At 72.8% G+C, this 14,963-nt stretch carries 13 protein-coding genes; 8 read left to right on the top strand and 5 right to left on the bottom strand.

What is annotated here, in order from left to right; all coding sequences use genetic code 11:
- Positions 1 to 119 precede the first annotated feature (119 nt).
- The 6 genes from KDY119_RS13325 (at position 120) to hemQ (ending at position 7,519) form a co-directional block, all read left to right on the top strand.
- Positions 120 to 1,829 (top strand): glycoside hydrolase family 13 protein, encoded by a 1,710-nt coding sequence (locus KDY119_RS13325; RefSeq protein WP_227994341.1) that lies wholly within the window; start codon positions 120 to 122, stop codon positions 1,827 to 1,829.
- 95 nt (positions 1,830 to 1,924) lie between these two features.
- Positions 1,925 to 3,343 carry an extracellular solute-binding protein gene (locus KDY119_RS13320; protein WP_036946830.1) on the top strand — a complete coding sequence of 473 codons (1,419 nt, stop codon included), beginning with the start codon at positions 1,925 to 1,927 and terminating at the stop codon, positions 3,341 to 3,343.
- 86 nt (positions 3,344 to 3,429) lie between these two features.
- On the top strand, positions 3,430 to 4,401 hold the full coding sequence (locus KDY119_RS13315) for a carbohydrate ABC transporter permease (RefSeq protein WP_407657403.1): 972 nt from the start codon (positions 3,430 to 3,432) through the stop codon (positions 4,399 to 4,401).
- A gap of 29 nt (positions 4,402 to 4,430) precedes the next feature.
- A complete protein-coding gene (locus tag KDY119_RS13310) occupies positions 4,431 to 5,405 on the top strand; it encodes a carbohydrate ABC transporter permease (protein ID WP_227994675.1) in 975 nt (324 codons plus the stop codon).
- A 183-nt stretch (positions 5,406 to 5,588) separates the two neighbouring features.
- Positions 5,589 to 6,722, top strand: a complete 1,134-nt coding sequence (locus KDY119_RS13305) for a ferrochelatase (RefSeq protein ID WP_036946827.1) — start codon at positions 5,589 to 5,591, stop codon at positions 6,720 to 6,722.
- A gap of 26 nt (positions 6,723 to 6,748) precedes the next feature.
- Positions 6,749 to 7,519, top strand: a complete 771-nt coding sequence (hemQ, locus tag KDY119_RS13300) for a hydrogen peroxide-dependent heme synthase (protein WP_036946824.1) — start codon at positions 6,749 to 6,751, stop codon at positions 7,517 to 7,519.
- 32 nt (positions 7,520 to 7,551) lie between these two features.
- On the opposite strand, the gene KDY119_RS13295 is transcribed toward hemQ, so the two are convergent.
- Both KDY119_RS13295 and KDY119_RS13290 read right to left on the bottom strand, forming a co-directional pair.
- Positions 7,552 to 8,355, bottom strand: coding sequence for an ABC transporter ATP-binding protein (locus KDY119_RS13295; RefSeq protein ID WP_036946821.1), 804 nt, complete (start codon positions 8,353 to 8,355; stop codon positions 7,552 to 7,554).
- Entirely contained in the window at positions 8,352 to 9,086 is a 735-nt protein-coding gene (locus KDY119_RS13290) for a FadR/GntR family transcriptional regulator (RefSeq protein ID WP_153022426.1), read from the bottom strand. Before KDY119_RS13290 ends, KDY119_RS13295 begins: the two co-directional genes overlap by 4 nt.
- A gap of 85 nt (positions 9,087 to 9,171) precedes the next feature.
- Between KDY119_RS13290 and KDY119_RS13285 the strand changes: the two genes are divergently transcribed.
- Complete coding sequence (locus KDY119_RS13285) at positions 9,172 to 10,062, top strand: sulfurtransferase (protein ID WP_153022425.1); 891 nt, start codon at positions 9,172 to 9,174, stop codon at positions 10,060 to 10,062.
- Positions 10,059 to 10,673 carry a maleylpyruvate isomerase family mycothiol-dependent enzyme gene (locus tag KDY119_RS13280; protein ID WP_036946809.1) on the top strand — a complete coding sequence of 205 codons (615 nt, stop codon included), beginning with the start codon at positions 10,059 to 10,061 and terminating at the stop codon, positions 10,671 to 10,673. The genes KDY119_RS13285 and KDY119_RS13280 overlap by 4 nt, the downstream gene beginning before the upstream one ends.
- A gap of 35 nt (positions 10,674 to 10,708) precedes the next feature.
- Here KDY119_RS13280 and KDY119_RS13275 read toward each other — a convergent pair whose 3' ends face one another.
- From KDY119_RS13275 to KDY119_RS13265, 3 genes are all read right to left on the bottom strand, one after another.
- Positions 10,709 to 12,601: an exonuclease domain-containing protein gene (locus KDY119_RS13275; RefSeq protein ID WP_036946806.1), complete on the bottom strand. Its 1,893-nt coding sequence runs from the start codon at positions 12,599 to 12,601 to the stop codon at positions 10,709 to 10,711.
- A gap of 103 nt (positions 12,602 to 12,704) precedes the next feature.
- Positions 12,705 to 13,976 carry a Glu/Leu/Phe/Val family dehydrogenase gene (locus KDY119_RS13270; protein ID WP_036948252.1) on the bottom strand — a complete coding sequence of 424 codons (1,272 nt, stop codon included), beginning with the start codon at positions 13,974 to 13,976 and terminating at the stop codon, positions 12,705 to 12,707.
- Positions 13,977 to 14,151: 175 nt separating this feature from the next.
- Complete coding sequence (locus tag KDY119_RS13265) at positions 14,152 to 14,937, bottom strand: aldo/keto reductase (RefSeq protein ID WP_036946804.1); 786 nt, start codon at positions 14,935 to 14,937, stop codon at positions 14,152 to 14,154.
- Positions 14,938 to 14,963 lie beyond the last annotated feature (26 nt).

The following is a 14,963-nucleotide window of genomic DNA, read 5'->3' as shown; positions in this document are numbered from 1 at the left end:
TTCGGTAACAACGATGTTCGGTTCTTGCGCTGTCGCTGTCGGGTAGTTACGGTCAGTGCATCGCCGATCACCGCGGCGCAGGAACGACCCTGACGCACCAGGGACGAAGGAGTCCACACGTGAGCACGAGCCCGAGCAGCCTGCCGGGACACCCGTCTGGCGCCGTCGAGTGGTGGCGCAACGCCGTCATCTACCAGATCTATCCGCGCAGCTTCGCGGACGGGAACGGCGACGGCACCGGCGATCTTGCAGGCGTTCGTTCGCGGCTTGCGTACCTCAAGGACCTCGGGGTCGACGCCGTGTGGTTCACGCCCTGGTACGTGTCGCCCCTCGCGGACGGGGGCTACGACGTCGCGGACTACCGCGCCATCGACCCGGCCTTCGGAACCATCGAGGAGGCCGAGGAGCTCATCGCCGAGGCCGCCGCGCTCGGCATCAGGACCATCGTCGACGTCGTCCCCAACCACGTCTCGGACCAGCACGCGTGGTTCCAGGCTGCGCTGGCGGCGGGGCCGGGCTCGCCCGAGCGGGAGCGCTTCTGGTTCCACCCCGGCAAGGGCGAGGACGGCGCCCAGATCCCGACGCACTGGGTCTCGAGCTTCCAGGGCAGCACCTGGACCCGCACCACGGACGCCGACGGCACGCCCGGCGAGTGGTACCTCCACCTGTTCACGCCCGAGCAGCCCGACGTCAACTGGAACCACCCCGACGTCCGCCGCGAGCACGAGGACGTCCTGCGGTTCTGGTTCGACCGCGGCGTGGCCGGCATCCGCATCGACTCGGCGGCCCTGCTCGTCAAGGACCCCGCGCTGCCCGAGGTGCCGGCGGACCCGGCGCCCGGCGGCCACCCCTTCACCGACCGCGACGAGCTCCACGACGTCTACCGCGGCTGGCGCGCCGTCGCCGACTCGTACGAGGACCCGCGCGTCCTGGTCGGCGAGATCTGGCTGCCCGACGCGCGGCGCTTCGCCGACTACCTGCGTCCCGACGAGATGCACACGGCGTTCAACTTCGACTTCATGGCGCGCCCCTGGGACGCGAAGGCGCTGCGCGAGTCGATCGACACGACGCTCGAGGCGCACGCGCTCGTCGGTGCGCCGGCCACGTGGGTCCTGTCGAACCACGACGTGACCCGCCCGGTCACCCGCTACGGGCGCGAGGACTCGTCGTTCGCGTTCGAGGCCAAGCGCTTCGACACCCCCACCGACCTCGAGCTCGGCACCCGCCGCGCCCGTGCCGCGGCGCTCCTCACGGCCGCCCTCCCGGGCTGCCTGTATCTCTACCAGGGCGACGAGCTCGGCCTGCCCGAGGACGAGGACCTGCCCCGCGACGCCATCCAGGACCCGATGCACTTCCGGTCCGGCGGCGTGGACCCCGGCCGCGACGGCTGCCGCGTGCCGCTGCCCTGGACCGCCGACGCGGCCGGCGCACACGGCTTCTCGGCACCGTCCGACGACGGCACGACCGCGGAGCCGTGGCTCCCGCTGCCCGCGTGGTGGGGCCGCTACGCGGTCGACGTCGAGGAGGCCGACCCGACCTCGATGCTCGCCCTCTATCGAGTTGCGCTCGCGGTGCGCCGCGCCGAGGCGGGGCTCCGGGAGGGCGGCTTCGCGTGGCTGGACCTGCCCGGACTGCTCGGTCCGGGAGCCGGCGACGTCGACCAGGTGCTGGCCTTCGCGCGCGGCGACGTCGCGTGCCTCGTGAACTTCGGCGTGGACCCGGCGCCGTTGCCCCCGCACACCGCGGTGCTGCTCGCCTCCGGGGAGCTTCCCGGCGGCACGCTGCCCACGGACACCGCCGTCTGGCTCCGGACCTCGTCCGGAACCTGACGCAGACCCCTACCTCACTGACGACCCGGCGGGAACGATCCCGCCGATCTCACCACCGTGCAGGACCGGATGCCTGCACCTGACAAGGAGCGACGATGAAGTCTCCACGCATCACGCTGGCGTACACCCTGGTGGGTGCGCTCGCGCTCGGCGGCACCCTTGCGGCGTGCTCGTCCGACAGCGGCTCCGGCGACGGCAAGGACACGCCGTCCGCCACCGCCGCCCCGACCCTCGACCCGAACACGAAGGTCACCCTCAAGGTGGTCGGGCTGCTCCCGGGCTCGACCAAGGAGGCGCAGGCCGCGCTCGCCGACGAGGTCAAGGAGTTCCAGGCCGAGAACCCGAACATCACGGTCCAGACCCAGGACTACGAGTGGAAGGCCACGACGTTCGCGGCCGACCTCGCGGGCGGCACGCTGCCGACGGTGTTCGAGATCCCGTTCACGGACGCCAAGACGCTGATCGCGAACCAGCAGATCACCGACATGCAGGCGTACCTCAACCAGCTTCCGTACGCGGCGGACTTCAACAAGAACCTGCTGCAGTACGGCCAGGGTCAGGACGGCGACGTCTACGCGATCCCGGCGAAGAGCATCTACGCCGTCGGCCTGCACTACAACCGTGACCTGTTCACGCAGGCCGGGCTCGACCCCGACAAGCCGCCGACCACGTGGGACGAGGTCCGCACGGACGCGAAGGCGATCGCGGACAAGACCGGCCAGGCGGGCTTCGCGCAGATGTCGCAGAGCGGCACGGGCGGCTGGCAGCTCACGGTCGACACGTACGCCCGCGGCGGCCGCGTCGAGTCGGAGGACGGCAAGACGGCGACGCTGACGAACGACGGCACGAAGGCCGCCCTGCAGTTCCTCCAGGACCTGCGGTGGACCGACAACTCGATGGGCAACAACTTCAACTACGACTGGGGCACCATCAACCAGGCGTTCGCGGCCGGGAAGATCGGCATGTACACCTCGGGTCAGGACGTCTACACGAGCCTCGTGCAGACGAACAACATCGACCCGAAGATGTACGGCCTGACGATGATCCCGCTCGAGGGTGACAACTCCGGCGTCCTCGGCGGCGGCACCATGGCGGCGGTCTCCAGCAAGGCGACGGACGACGAGAAGGCCGCCGCGATCAAGTGGATCGACTTCCACTACCTGCGCAAGTACACCGACGAGCAGGCCGCGGTGACGAACGCCAAGACCCAGGTCGCGAGCAAGCAGCCCGTGGGCACGCCTGAGCTGCCGATCTTCAGCCAGGCCCAATACGAGAAGTACCAGGGCTGGATCAAGCCGTACGTGAACGTGCCCCTCGACCAGATGACGGGCTTCACGAGCAAGATCTTCGACGCGACGCTCGTCAACGAGCCGGCCGTCGCCACCCAGGACGTCTACGCGGCGCTCGACCCGGTGGTGCAGGCCGTGCTCACCAAGAAGGGCGCCGACATCGACAAGCTCCTGGACGAGGCGAACACGAAGGCGCAGCGCGCCATCGACTCGGCCGGCCGCTGAGCCGAACAGCAAGAACGACCGCAGGTGGGTGGGGTCGCCGGCCGGAGACGTCCGGCGGCCCCGCCCCGGGTGAGGAGTGATGTGACGTGAGCGCTGCGAGCGCCGACACCGTCGTCGTGCCGGGCGGCGACCCGACGAGTCCGCCGCCCGTCCGGCGGGTCCGCCGGAACCCGGTGACCTGGGTCAGGCGCGGGGGACTGAGCACCCTCGTGTTCGCCCTCCCCGTCCTGGTGATCTTCGGGGTCTTCTCCTGGTGGCCGATCGTCCGGTCGGTCGTCATGAGCTTCCAGAAGACCAACCTCGTGGCCCCGGCCACGTGGGTGGGCTGGGACAACTTCCAGTACGTCCTGACGGACCCGGACCTGCCGACGGCGATCCGGAACACCCTCTACTTCGCCCTGCTGGCGCTCGTGATCGGGTTCCCGATCCCGCTCGTCACCGCGGTCCTCATGAGCTCGGTGAGGCGCCTCAAGGGGCTCTACTCGGTGCTCGCGTACCTCCCCGTGGTGGTGCCGCCCGTCGTCGCCGTCCTCCTGTGGAAGTTCTTCTACGACGGCTCCGCGGACGGCGTCTTCAACACGATCCTCGGCTGGGTGCACCTCGGTCCCTACGCGTGGCTGTCGAGCCCGAGCCTCGCGATGCCGTCGCTCGTCCTCGAGGCGACGTGGGCGGCCGCGGGCGGCACCGTGATCATCTACCTGGCGGCGCTGATCGGCGTGCCGGGCGAGCTCTACGACGCCGCCGAGGTCGACGGCGCGGGGATCTGGCAGAAGGTGTGGCACGTGACGATGCCGCAGCTGCGCGGGGTCCTCTTCATCACGTTCATCCTGCAGATCATCGGCACCGTCCAGGTGTTCCTCGAGCCGTACCTGTTCACCGGTGGCGGCCCCGCGAACGCGACGTTGACGATCCTGCTGATGATCTACGACTACGCATTCGGGCGCTCGCTCGGTGGGGACTACGGGGCCGCGACCGCGCTGTCGGTCATGCTCGCCGCGTTCCTCGCGATCCTGTCGCTCGTGTACTTCAAGCTGACGAGCTCGTGGAGCAAGTCGTGACCCGCCCGACGCTGGAGGAGGCCCCCGTGGTGAACGTTGCGACGACCGGTCCCGCGGCCGGTGTCGAGCTCACGGCCGCTGCAGGTCGCCCCGCCCGCGGCAGGAAGCGCCGGAGCTCCCAGCTCGACGGCGACCGTGGCTTCGTCTCCGAGCAGGACTGGAGGCGTCCCAGCGTCAACGCGACCATGAAGACGCTGCACGTCGTCCTGCTCGTGCTGCTCGTCGTCGTGGGCGTCGGCCCGATGCTGCTCCTCGCGAAGTACGCGGTCACGCCCACCCAGGACATCATCCGCACCCCGCTCGCGATCTTCCCGCACGGTGTGCGCTGGGCGAACCTCACCGAGGCGTGGAACGACGTCGAGATCAGCAGGTACTTCCTGAACACGATCTGGCTCGCGGTCGGCTCGTGGTTCATGCAGCTCCTCGTCGCCACGACCGGCGGCTTCGTGCTCTCGGTGCTGCGCCCGAAGTGGGCGAAGATCGTCAACGGGCTCGTGATCGCGACGCTGTTCGTGCCGAGCGTCGTGCTCCTCGTGCCGCTGTACCTGACGATCCTCGACCCGCCCGTGATCGGGACGTCGCTGATCAACAACTTCTTCGCCGTCTGGCTGCCGGCCGGGGCGAGCGCGTTCAACGTCGTGCTGGTCGCCCGGTTCTTCGACAGCCTGCCGCGCGAGGTGTTCGAGGCGGCCAGGGTCGACGGCGCCGGCCCGTTCCGGCTGTTCTGGTCGGTCGTCCTGCCCATGTCGAAGCCGATCCTCGGCGTGGTGTCCGTGTTCGCGTTCATCGCGAGCTGGAAGGACTTCCTCTGGCCGATGCTCGTCCTCAAGGACCCGGCCAAGCAGCCGCTGTCCGTGCGCCTGCCCGCGATCGCGGCCCAGACCGACCTGGGCGTGTTCCTCGCGGCGCTCGCGATCTCGACGCTCATCCCCGTCGTGCTGTTCCTCGTGTTCCAGCGCCTGTTCCTCTCGGGCGCGGGGCTCGGCGGCGCCGTCAAGGGCTGAGCCCACCGGACCGTCGTCGGCCGGCCGAACCGCCGACGACACCTCATCCGGGCCCGGCCGCGCGTGACCCCTGACGCGCTGCCGGGCCCGGTCGCGCCGTCGTCGGACCTGACAGCCTGTCGTGTCGATGTCACGTCCCGGTTGCCCGGCTCGCGCCCGGTCGGTGCGCGGGAGAGTGGGAGGATGCAAGACGTGAGTCTCACCCCGTACGACGCGCTGCTCCTGTACTCCTTCGGTGGTCCGAACAAGCCCGAGGACGTCGTCCCGTTCCTGCGGAACGTCACGGCCGGCAAGGGGATCCCGGACTCCCGCCTCGAGGAGGTCGGCGAGCACTACTACGGGTTCGGCGGCAAGAGCCCCATCAACGAGCAGAACCTCGCGCTCAAGGCGGCGCTCGAGGCCGAGCTCGCGAGGCGCGGTATCGAGCTCCCGGTCGTGTGGGGCAACCGCAACTGGGAGCCGTACACGAAGGACGCCGTCGCCGAGCTCGAGAGCCTCGGGGCGGAGCGTGCCGTCGTGCTCGTGACGAGCGCCTACTCGTCGTACTCGGGGTGCCGCCAGTACCGAGAGGACCTCGCGGTGACCCTCGACGGCCTCGGCAAGCTCGGGCCCGAGGGCTCCACGACGGTCGAGTTCGACAAGGTGCGGTCGTACTTCAACCACCCCGGTTTCGCCCGGGCCAACGTCGACGCCGTCGTGGAGGGCTTCGAGGCGCTCGCCGCGAAGGGCGGCGACCCGCGTGCGGCGCGCGTCGTGTTCGTGACCCACTCGATCCCCACGACCATGGAGGCCGCGTCGCGGATCTCGCACGCAACCTACTCCGAGCAGCACCTCGACCTGGCGGGCGTGGTGGCGGCCGAGGCGTCGCAGCGGCTCGGCTTCGACGTCCCGTGGGATCTCGCCTACTGCTCGCGTTCGGGCCCCCCGAGCCAGCCGTGGCTCGAGCCCGACGTCAACGACCACCTCGAGAAGCTCGCGGCCGAGGGCCTGCGCGACGTCGTGCTGTCGCCCATCGGATTCGTCTCCGACCACATGGAGGTCGCCTACGACCTCGACACCGAGGCCATGGAGACGGCCGGCAGGCTCGGGATGACCGCGGTCCGTGCGGGCACGGTGGGCACGCGGGCGCCGTTCGTGCAGGGCCTGGTGGACCTGCTTCTCGAGCGCGCGGCGATCGCGCGCGGGGAGGACGTCGACGAGGCGACGGTCGGCACGCTGCCCGCGTTCCGGTCGGTGTGCGCCCCGGGCTGCTGCCTGCGCCGCGACGGCGAACCGTCGGGCGTCCCCGCCCTGTGCAGTGTCGACCTGCACTCCTGACCTTCGATCCCACGCGAGAGGCGACGATGACCGACACGACGGGGCAGTCCGCCCCGCACCACGTCCACGGCGACACCGGCGAGGCGGTGGACACCCGGTCCATCAACGAGGGCATCCGCTACGCGATGTACTCGGTGTTCGCCCTGACCGGCGAGCTGCCCGCCGACGACGGCGCGCGCGAGGCGCTCGTCCGCGCCGCCGAGCAGGCGGTGGGCGGCAGCGACGACCCGGCCGACGCGACGAGCGAGCTCACGGTCCGCGGCTGGTACGACGTCGCCGGTCTGCGTGCCGACGCCGACCTGATGGTCTGGTGGCACGGTCCGTCCATCGAGTCCGTCCAGGGCGCCTACCACCGCCTGCGCGCGTCCGAGCTCGGCTCCGTGCTCGAGCCCGTGTGGTCCGTCGCCGCGCTGCACCGCCCCGCCGAGTTCAACCGCGGGCACGTCCCCGCGTTCCTCGCCGGCGAGGGGCCGCGCGAGTACGCGTGCGTCTACCCGTTCGTCCGCTCCTACGAGTGGTACCTGCTCGACCCGGCCGAGCGGTCGCGGATGCTCCGCGAGCACGGGATGGCCGCGGCGTCGTACCAGGACGTCCGCGCCAACACGATGTCCGCGTTCGCGCTCGGCGACTACGAGTGGATCCTGGCGTTCGAGGCGGACGAGCTGCACCGGATCGTCGACGTCATGCGCGACCTGCGGGCCGTCGACGCGCGCCTGCACGTGCGCGAGGAGGTCCCGTTCTACACCGGCCCGCGGGTCGACCTGGCCGCGTGGGCGGCGCAGCAGCCCCTCGCCTGACCCGTCTTCCCCGGAGCAGGCCTCCGGGAGGACTACGTCGGTGAGGTCAGCGCCCGGCCCGACGACGCGCGCCACCGTCCGTGCTCGCGCGCGATCCGGATGGGGTGGTCGAAGGTCGCGCTCACCTGCTCGGTCGTGAGGACGTCGTCCGCGGGGCCCACCGCCACCAGGCGACCCTGACGCAGGAGCGCCGCGTGCGTCGTCGTGACGGGGAGCTCCTCGAGGTGGTGGGTCACCAGGACGGACGTGAGCGACGGCCACAGCGTGTGCAGGTGGTCGACGGTCTCCAGGAGCTGCTCGCGCGCCGCGACGTCGAGGCCCGTCGCGGGCTCGTCGAGCAGCAGGAGCCGCGGCTCGTTGACGAGTGCGCGCGCGATGAGCGCGCGACCCCGCTCTCCCTGCGAGAGCACCGCCCAGGGCCGCTCGGCCTTGCCCGCGAGCCCCAGCTGCTCGACGAGCGCACGGACGTGGGCACGCTGCTCGTCGGTCGGCTCCCAGCGCAGCATCGTCAGATTGGTGCCGGTGAGGCCGGTCAGGACGACCTCCTCGACGGTCAGCGGTCCGCGGACGGGGTGCCGCGGGTCCACGTGCCCGATCTCGCGGCGCAGCGCCTGCAGCTCGACCCGCCCGATCCGGCGGCCGAGCACGTCCACGGTGCCGCGCGTCGGGTGGGTCTGCGCGCCGACGAGGCCGAGCATCGTCGACTTGCCGGCGCCGTTGGGGCCGAGCAGCGCCCAGTGCTCACCCGCGCGGACCTCGAGGTCCACGTCGTCGAGCAGGACGTTGGACGTGCGGACCACGAACACGTGGTCGAGGCGCAGGACGACGTCGGTCACCGGGTCTCCTCGGGGTCGGGGCTGTTGGGGTGTGCGGGGGCGGCAGCGGTGTCCGCGAGCGCGTCGAGGACCCCCTGCAGGTGGTCGGAGGCGGCGGTGGCGGCGCCGTCGGGGTCGCGCTTCTCGACGGCGCGCACGATCGCCGCGTGCGCGTCGTGGTCGTGGTGGTGCGGCGAGCCGGGTCCGGCGAGCGCGAGCAGGTCGAGCATGCCGGAGCGGACGCGCGGCGCGAACGCCGCGAAGAGCTCGACGAGGACCGGGTTGTGCGCCGCCTCGACGACGGCCGCGTGGAACCGCAGGTCCGCGTCGACGTACGTGCCGTCGTCGGGCGGGGACGCCGTCTCGGCTCCGCTCCGCGCTGTGAGCGCGGCCCGGAGCGCGTCGAGGTCGGCGGGGGTGCGTCGTGCGGCGGCGAGGCGCGCGGCCTGGACCTCGATCGCGACGCGCGCCTCGACGACGTCGGCCACGCGGGTGCGGCGGAGCAGGTCGTCCCAGTCCGGGGAGGGCGTGCTCGCGGTGACGAAGACGCCGGCGCCCTGCCGGGCGCGCACGAGCCCGCGCGAGCTGAGCACGCGCACCGCCTCGCGGACCGTCGACCGCCCGACGCCGAGCTCGGCGGCGAGCGCGTGCTCGCCGGGCAGGGGGGTGCCGACGGGCCACTCGCCCGCGCCGATGCGGTCGGCGAGGGCGTCGGCGGCCTGGTCGGCGAGGGACGCGCGCTGCAGTGCCATGCGGGCCTCCGGGATGACTTGTCTGATGACCTGATGGGTCCACGATAGCGGACGTGCCCCACGCCGAGGTCGCTAGGGTCGGAGCGTGACCGCCGCACCCCGCATCCCACCCGTCGTCGACGCCTCCTGGCTCACCAGCCACGCCCCTGGCGGAGGCACCGGCCCGCACGTCGTGCTCGCGGACGTGCGCTGGTACATGACCGACCCGGACGGCAGCGCCGCCCACGCCGCCTACGCCGAGGGGCACCTGCCCGGCGCGGTCTACGTCGACCTCGACGCCTGGCTCGCCGGGCCCGCCACCGCGACCGACGGGCGGCACCCGCTCCCGCACCCCGACGTGTTCGCGCGCGGCATGGGCTCGCTCGGGATCGGGGACGACACGACGGTCGTCGCGTACGACGACGCGGGCGGCGTGATCGCGGCCCGGCTCGTCTGGATGCTGCGTGCGCTCGGGCACGACGCGGCCCTGCTCGACGGCGGGTTCTTCGCGCCCGAGGTCCGCGCGTGGGCCGGCGGTGTGACCACCGACGTCGTGGCGCGCCGGCCCACGACGTTCACGCCCCGCCCCTGGCCCGTCGAGCTGCTCGCGACCCTCGACGACGTCGCCCCCGGCGGGCGCGACGACGCGGCCGTCGTCCTCGACGCGCGCCCGGCCGAGCGGTACCGGGGCGAGGGTGCGGACGTGGACCCGCGCGTCGGGCACGTGCCCGGGGCGGCGAGCGTCCCGTGCCGGGAGAACGTCGACGAGCGCGGGCACCTGCTGCCCGTCGAGACGCTGCGCGAGCGGTTCGCCGCCGCCGGGGTGACGGCCGCTGCGGTGGAGGCCGGCGACGTCGTCTCCATGTGCGGGTCGGGCGTGACCGCGTGCCACACGCTGCTCGCGCTCGAGCAGGCCGGGCTGGGGCGTGCCCGCCTGTACCCCGGCAGCTGGTCGCAGTACGCGGCGACGGCGCTCCCCGCCGCCACGGGGGCATGACCGTGCGCGACGCGTTCTACGAGGAGGCCGGGGCCCTGTTCGTGGGGCTCGTCGCCTGCGTGCCCGACGACGCCTGGCAGCGCCCGGCGCTCGGGACCTGGGACGTCCGTGACCTGGTCGGGCACACGAGCCGGTCGTTCGTGACCGTCCTCGAGTACCTCGACGAGCAGCCGCAGTCGGCCGCGGTCGTGAGCCCGTCGGCGTACTACACGGCGACGACGGCGGTGCTCGCGTCGAGCGACGCCGGCGCCGTCGACGAGCGCGCCCGGGCCGCGGGACGCGCGCTCGGTGACGACCCGCTCGTCGCGGTCCGGGACCTGCGGGCCCGTGCGCTCGCGAGGCTCGACGACGCGCAGCCCGACGACGTCATGGGCAGCATCGTCGGCGGAATCCGGGTGCGCGACTATCTGCCGACCCGGGTCCTCGAGCTCGTCGTGCACAGCCGTGACCTCGCTCGCGCGCTCGACCTCGACCTCGACGTCCCGACGGCGCTCCTGCGTGCCGTCGCACTGCTCGCCGCCGAGATGGCGGTCGACTCCGGTCGAGGCGGCACGGTCGTGGACGCGCTGCTCGGCCGGGGTGAGCTGCCGGAAGGCTTCAGCCTGGTCTGAGCGTGGCGACCGCAGTCGCGACGGCGGCGGCCGGATCAGTCCTCGAGGTCGACGCCGTGCAGGACCGCGAGAGCGTCGAGCCCCGACCCGTAGCCCTGCCCGACGGCGCGGAACCGCCAGGTGCCCGACCGCGCGTAGACGTTCGCGAGGACGAGCGTGCGCTCGGAAGCCGCCGCATCGAGCGTCGCCCGGAGCACCGGTTCGCCGGATCCCGTCCGGAGCACCAGCTCGAGCGGCCCGACGTCACCGAACACGCCCTCGCCGTCGATCGACGCGGCGACGAGCACACGTCGACCGGCGGGCAGCAGCGAGGGCCGGAGCTCGACCAGCGCCTCGCACGGGTGGTCGAGCTCGAGCGCGACACCACCGCTCGGATGGGCGGGCTGGTGGTAGAAGCAGAAGTCCTCGTCCCCGCCGACCTGCTCGTCGGCGTCCACGACGAGGGCGACGACGTCGATCTCGCCGTCGAACCGGTCGTCCGGCCAACGGACGCTCAGCGACCACGCTTCCCCGTCGGGCAGGTCGCGGACGCCGCCGCGCGGGAGGACGGGGACGTCGGGAGCGACGGCGGTGACGGTCGCCGTCGGGTCGACCGGTGCGCCGGTCGTCGCGGACGCTCCGGCGACGTCGACCGGGACGAACGTCACCGGGTCCAGACGGGGCATGGCGAGCCGCGCGATCCGCGGCCACCGGCTGTCCTGCTCCGGCCACTCGAGTGCGACGACGTGCGTGACCGCAGCCGTGAGATTCACGGCTGCGCGACCGCCGAGCTCGACGATCCGGGCGCGTGCCGAGCAGGCCTCCTCGTACGAGCCGCCCACCACGAGGACCCGTGACCCGGCGAGCGGCCCGGTCGGCGCCGACGGAGGCGCGGACGTCGTCGCGGCTCCAGAACGAGCTTCCGGGGGCGCCGGCGCCACGACGTGCGTGGTAGGCGGCGGCGCGGGGCGTTCGTGCGGCACCTCCGACGCCGGGACCGCGGTGCCCACCGACGTCCCGCCGCTCTGCTTGGGCTCGCCGGGCTGCACGTGGCCGAGCAGGCGCAGGAACTCGTCCTCGGCAACGACGAGCGTGCCGTGCCGACGTGCGGCCGCGGCCTTGCCGGTCGCGAGGGTCGTCGAGTTGCACACCACGAGGCCGGTGCGCGAGCTCACCGAGTTCATGACGTCGAGCCCGGCCGCGGTCGCCTCATGGATCAGAACCTCGCGCGGGCGCGTGGTCTCACCCGTGAACACGACCTTGAGCCCCTGGCGCAGCGGCCGACCGGGCTCGAGGCGGCCCGGGTCGCGCCAGGCGCACGGCGTCCGCGGAGCCGGCGCAGGCCGCGTGGCGCGCGGGACCTCGCACCGCGTGAGGGGCAGCGGTGCACCGACGCGGTGCGCGACCACGAGCGAGTGGCGCAGCACCTCGACGAGGACCCGGGTGTCGTCGACCGCGTCGTGGGCACGGGTCTGCGGCACCCGCCAGTACCGGGCGAGGGCGGCGAGCGAGAGGTTCGCTGCCGGAAGGTCGAGCCTCCGCGCGAGGGCGAGCGTGCACAGGCGCTCGGCCACGGGCAACGTGGCTCCCGCCCGGTTCGCCTCGTGGGCGAGGAAGTCCCAGTCGAACCGCGCGTTGTGTGCGACGAGCACGCGGTCCGCCAGCAGCGGTGCGAGGATCGGCAGCACGTCCGGGAACCGGGGCGCGCCCGAGAGCCGCTCCCGCGTGAGCCCATGGATGTCCGTCCGTCCCGGGTCGCACCCCGGGTCGAGCAGGGTGCTCCACTCGCCCTCGTGCGCGCCGTCGGGCCCGAGCAGCACGACGGCGATCTGCAGGACCCTGTCGTGCGCGGCGCTGAGGCCGCTCGTCTCGACGTCGACGACGGCGTAGCGGTGGGAGTACGTGCGGGCGACCGCGGCGGGCAGCGGTCCGGTGGGTGCCAGCGTCACGGCCGCAGGATAGAGGGTCGTGTGCCCTCGGCGTGCGCGCTGTTCACGATGGCGACGCCGGACCGGGACGGGGCGCGTCCCGGACCACGCGTCGTCGCGCCGATCAGGGGTAGAGACCCCGCAGCCGGTGGGCGTCGGCGACGCGCTGCACCCCGATGACGAGGGCGGCGTCGCGGAGCGTGAGGTCGTGGTCGTGCGCGTGGTGGGCGACCTCGGCGTAGGCGGACCGCATGCGCCCGGCGAGGCGGTCCTCGATCTCGGCGTCGGTCCACCAGTACGTCTGGTTGGCCTGCACCCACTCGAAGTACGACACGATGACGCCTCCCGCGTTGGCGAGGATGTCGGGGACGATCGTGACGCCGTTCTTGCCGAGGATCGTGTCGGCCTCCTGCGTCGTCGGGCCGTTGGCGCCCTCGACGACGAACCGCGCCCGCACGTCGTGGGCGTTGTCGACGGTGAGGACGGAGTCGATGGCGGCCGGTACCAGGACGTCGACGTCCGCGACGAGCACGGCCGACCCGTCGACGGCGTCGCCCCGCTCGAACCCGACCACGGACCCGGTGGCCGCGACGTGCGCCAGGAGCGCGTCGACGTCGAGGCCGTCGTCGTTCCGGACGGCGCCGAACGCGTCGGACACGTGGGTGACGATCGCGCCCTCGTCGGAGAAGATCTTGGCCGCGTTCGCGCCGACCTTCCCGAAACCCTGGACGGCGACGCGGGACCCCTTGAGGCGTTCGCCTGCGTGCGTGAGGGCGGCGTCGGCGACGTGGAAGATGCCGCGCGCGGTCGCGGTCCCGCGGCCGCGCGAGCCGCCGATCGCGAGCGGCTTGCCCGTGACCACGGCGGGGATCGTGTGGCCCATGCTGACGGAGTAGGTGTCCATGACCCACGCCATCTCGCGCTCGCCGGTGCCCATGTCGGGGGCCATGATGTCCTGCTCGGGGCCGATCATCGGCAGGATCTCGCTCGTGTAGCGGCGGGTCACGCGCTCGAGCTCGGCGGGGGAGTGCTCGGCGGGGTCGATGTCGACGCCGCCCTTCGCGCCGCCGTACGGCAGGTCGACGACCGCGCACTTCCACGTCATGAGCATCGCGAGCGCACGCACCTCGTCGATGTCGACGCTCGGGTGGAACCGCAGCCCGCCCTTGCCGGGCCCGCGGGACACGTTGTGCTGGACGCGGTGGCCGCGGAAGACCTGCACGTGCCCGTCGTCCCGGCGCAGCGGGACCGCGACGTTGACCTCGCGGCGGGGTGTGGCGAGGGTCTCGTGGATGCCCTCGTGGTAGCCGAGGATCTGGACGGCGCCGGCGAGCTGGCCGAGCGCGTTGTCGAGGGCGGGGTTGTCGGAGCGGAACGGGCGTGACGTCGTCGTCATCATCTCTGCGGCTTCTCCTGAGGCCTGTGGTGCTGCCGAGCCCGGTCGGGGCTCGGCGGCGTGGCGCGCCGCGGGGTCTGCGGCTCGGGTCCACGGTATCGCCCACGCGGACGTGCGCGGAGTGTCCGACGCGCGGGGCCGCCGGGGAGAGGTCGGCGGCCCCGCGCGCCGAGTCTCAGGCGCCCAGGGCGTCGATCCGGGCGAGCTCGTCGGCGTCGAGCGTGAAGCCCGTGACGTCGAGGTTCGCGTCGATCCGCTCGGGGTGGACGGACTTCGGGATCGCGACGAAACCGTGGTCGAGGTGCCAGCGCAGCACGACCTGGGTGGGCGTCGCGTCGTGCGCGGCGGCGATCTCCGTCAGGACCGGGGCGTCGAGGTCGGTGCGCTTGAACGGGGAGTAGCCCTCCAGGACGACGCCGCGCGCGTGCAGCGCTGCGACGAGGTCCGCGTCGTAGTCGGTCGGGCTCCACGGGATCTGGTCGATCGCGGGGGTCACGCCGGTCGCGGCGACCAGCTCGTCGATCTGCGCGACCGAGTAGTTGCTCACCCCGATGGAGCGGACGAGGCCCTCGTCCCGCGCGGCGACGAACTGCTCCCAGACGTCGGGGCGGGCGTCGCCGTCGACGGGCCAGTGGACGAGCCACAGGTCCAGGTGGTCGGTGCCGAGCTGCTCGAGCGACTCCTCGAGCGTCTGACGGACGCGGTCGGCGTTCTTCGGCGGGAGCTTCGTGGTCACGAACACGTCGTCGCGCGGGACGGCGGACTCGGCGAGCGCACGCCCGACCTGGCCCTGGTTGCCGTACGCGGTCGCGGTGTCGACGTGCCGGTAGCCGGCTTCGAGCGCGTGGAGGACGGCGCGGTAGGCGTCGTCGCCCTCGGACTGCCAGGTCCCGAGGCCGAGCAGCGGGATGTCGCCGCCGGGAAGGGACACGGTGGGGATGGGTGCAGGGGTTGGTGCCATGACCCCATCCTCACCCTGGGGTCGGG

The organism is Luteimicrobium xylanilyticum, assembly GCF_009429125.1.
GTDB lineage: Bacteria > Actinomycetota > Actinomycetes > Actinomycetales > Cellulomonadaceae > Luteimicrobium > Luteimicrobium xylanilyticum.
The sequence above is the reverse complement of the archived record's forward strand: the minus strand, read 5'-3'. Positions and strand labels throughout refer to the sequence as shown.

Excerpts from the sequence above, each read along its gene's own strand:
- KDY119_RS13320 (WP_036946830.1), top strand. The coding sequence starts at position 1,925 with ATGAAGTCTCCACGCATCACGCTGGCGTACACCCTGGTGGGTGCGCTC.
- hemQ (WP_036946824.1), top strand. The coding sequence starts at position 6,749 with ATGACCGACACGACGGGGCAGTCCGCCCCGCACCACGTCCACGGCGAC.
- KDY119_RS13280 (WP_036946809.1), top strand. The coding sequence starts at position 10,059 with ATGACCGTGCGCGACGCGTTCTACGAGGAGGCCGGGGCCCTGTTCGTG.
- KDY119_RS13305 (WP_036946827.1), top strand. The coding sequence starts at position 5,589 with ATGCAAGACGTGAGTCTCACCCCGTACGACGCGCTGCTCCTGTACTCC.
- KDY119_RS13270 (WP_036948252.1), bottom strand. The coding sequence starts at position 13,976 with ATGACGACGACGTCACGCCCGTTCCGCTCCGACAACCCCGCCCTCGAC.
- KDY119_RS13265 (WP_036946804.1), bottom strand. The coding sequence starts at position 14,937 with ATGGCACCAACCCCTGCACCCATCCCCACCGTGTCCCTTCCCGGCGGC.
- KDY119_RS13290 (WP_153022426.1), bottom strand. The coding sequence starts at position 9,086 with ATGGCACTGCAGCGCGCGTCCCTCGCCGACCAGGCCGCCGACGCCCTC.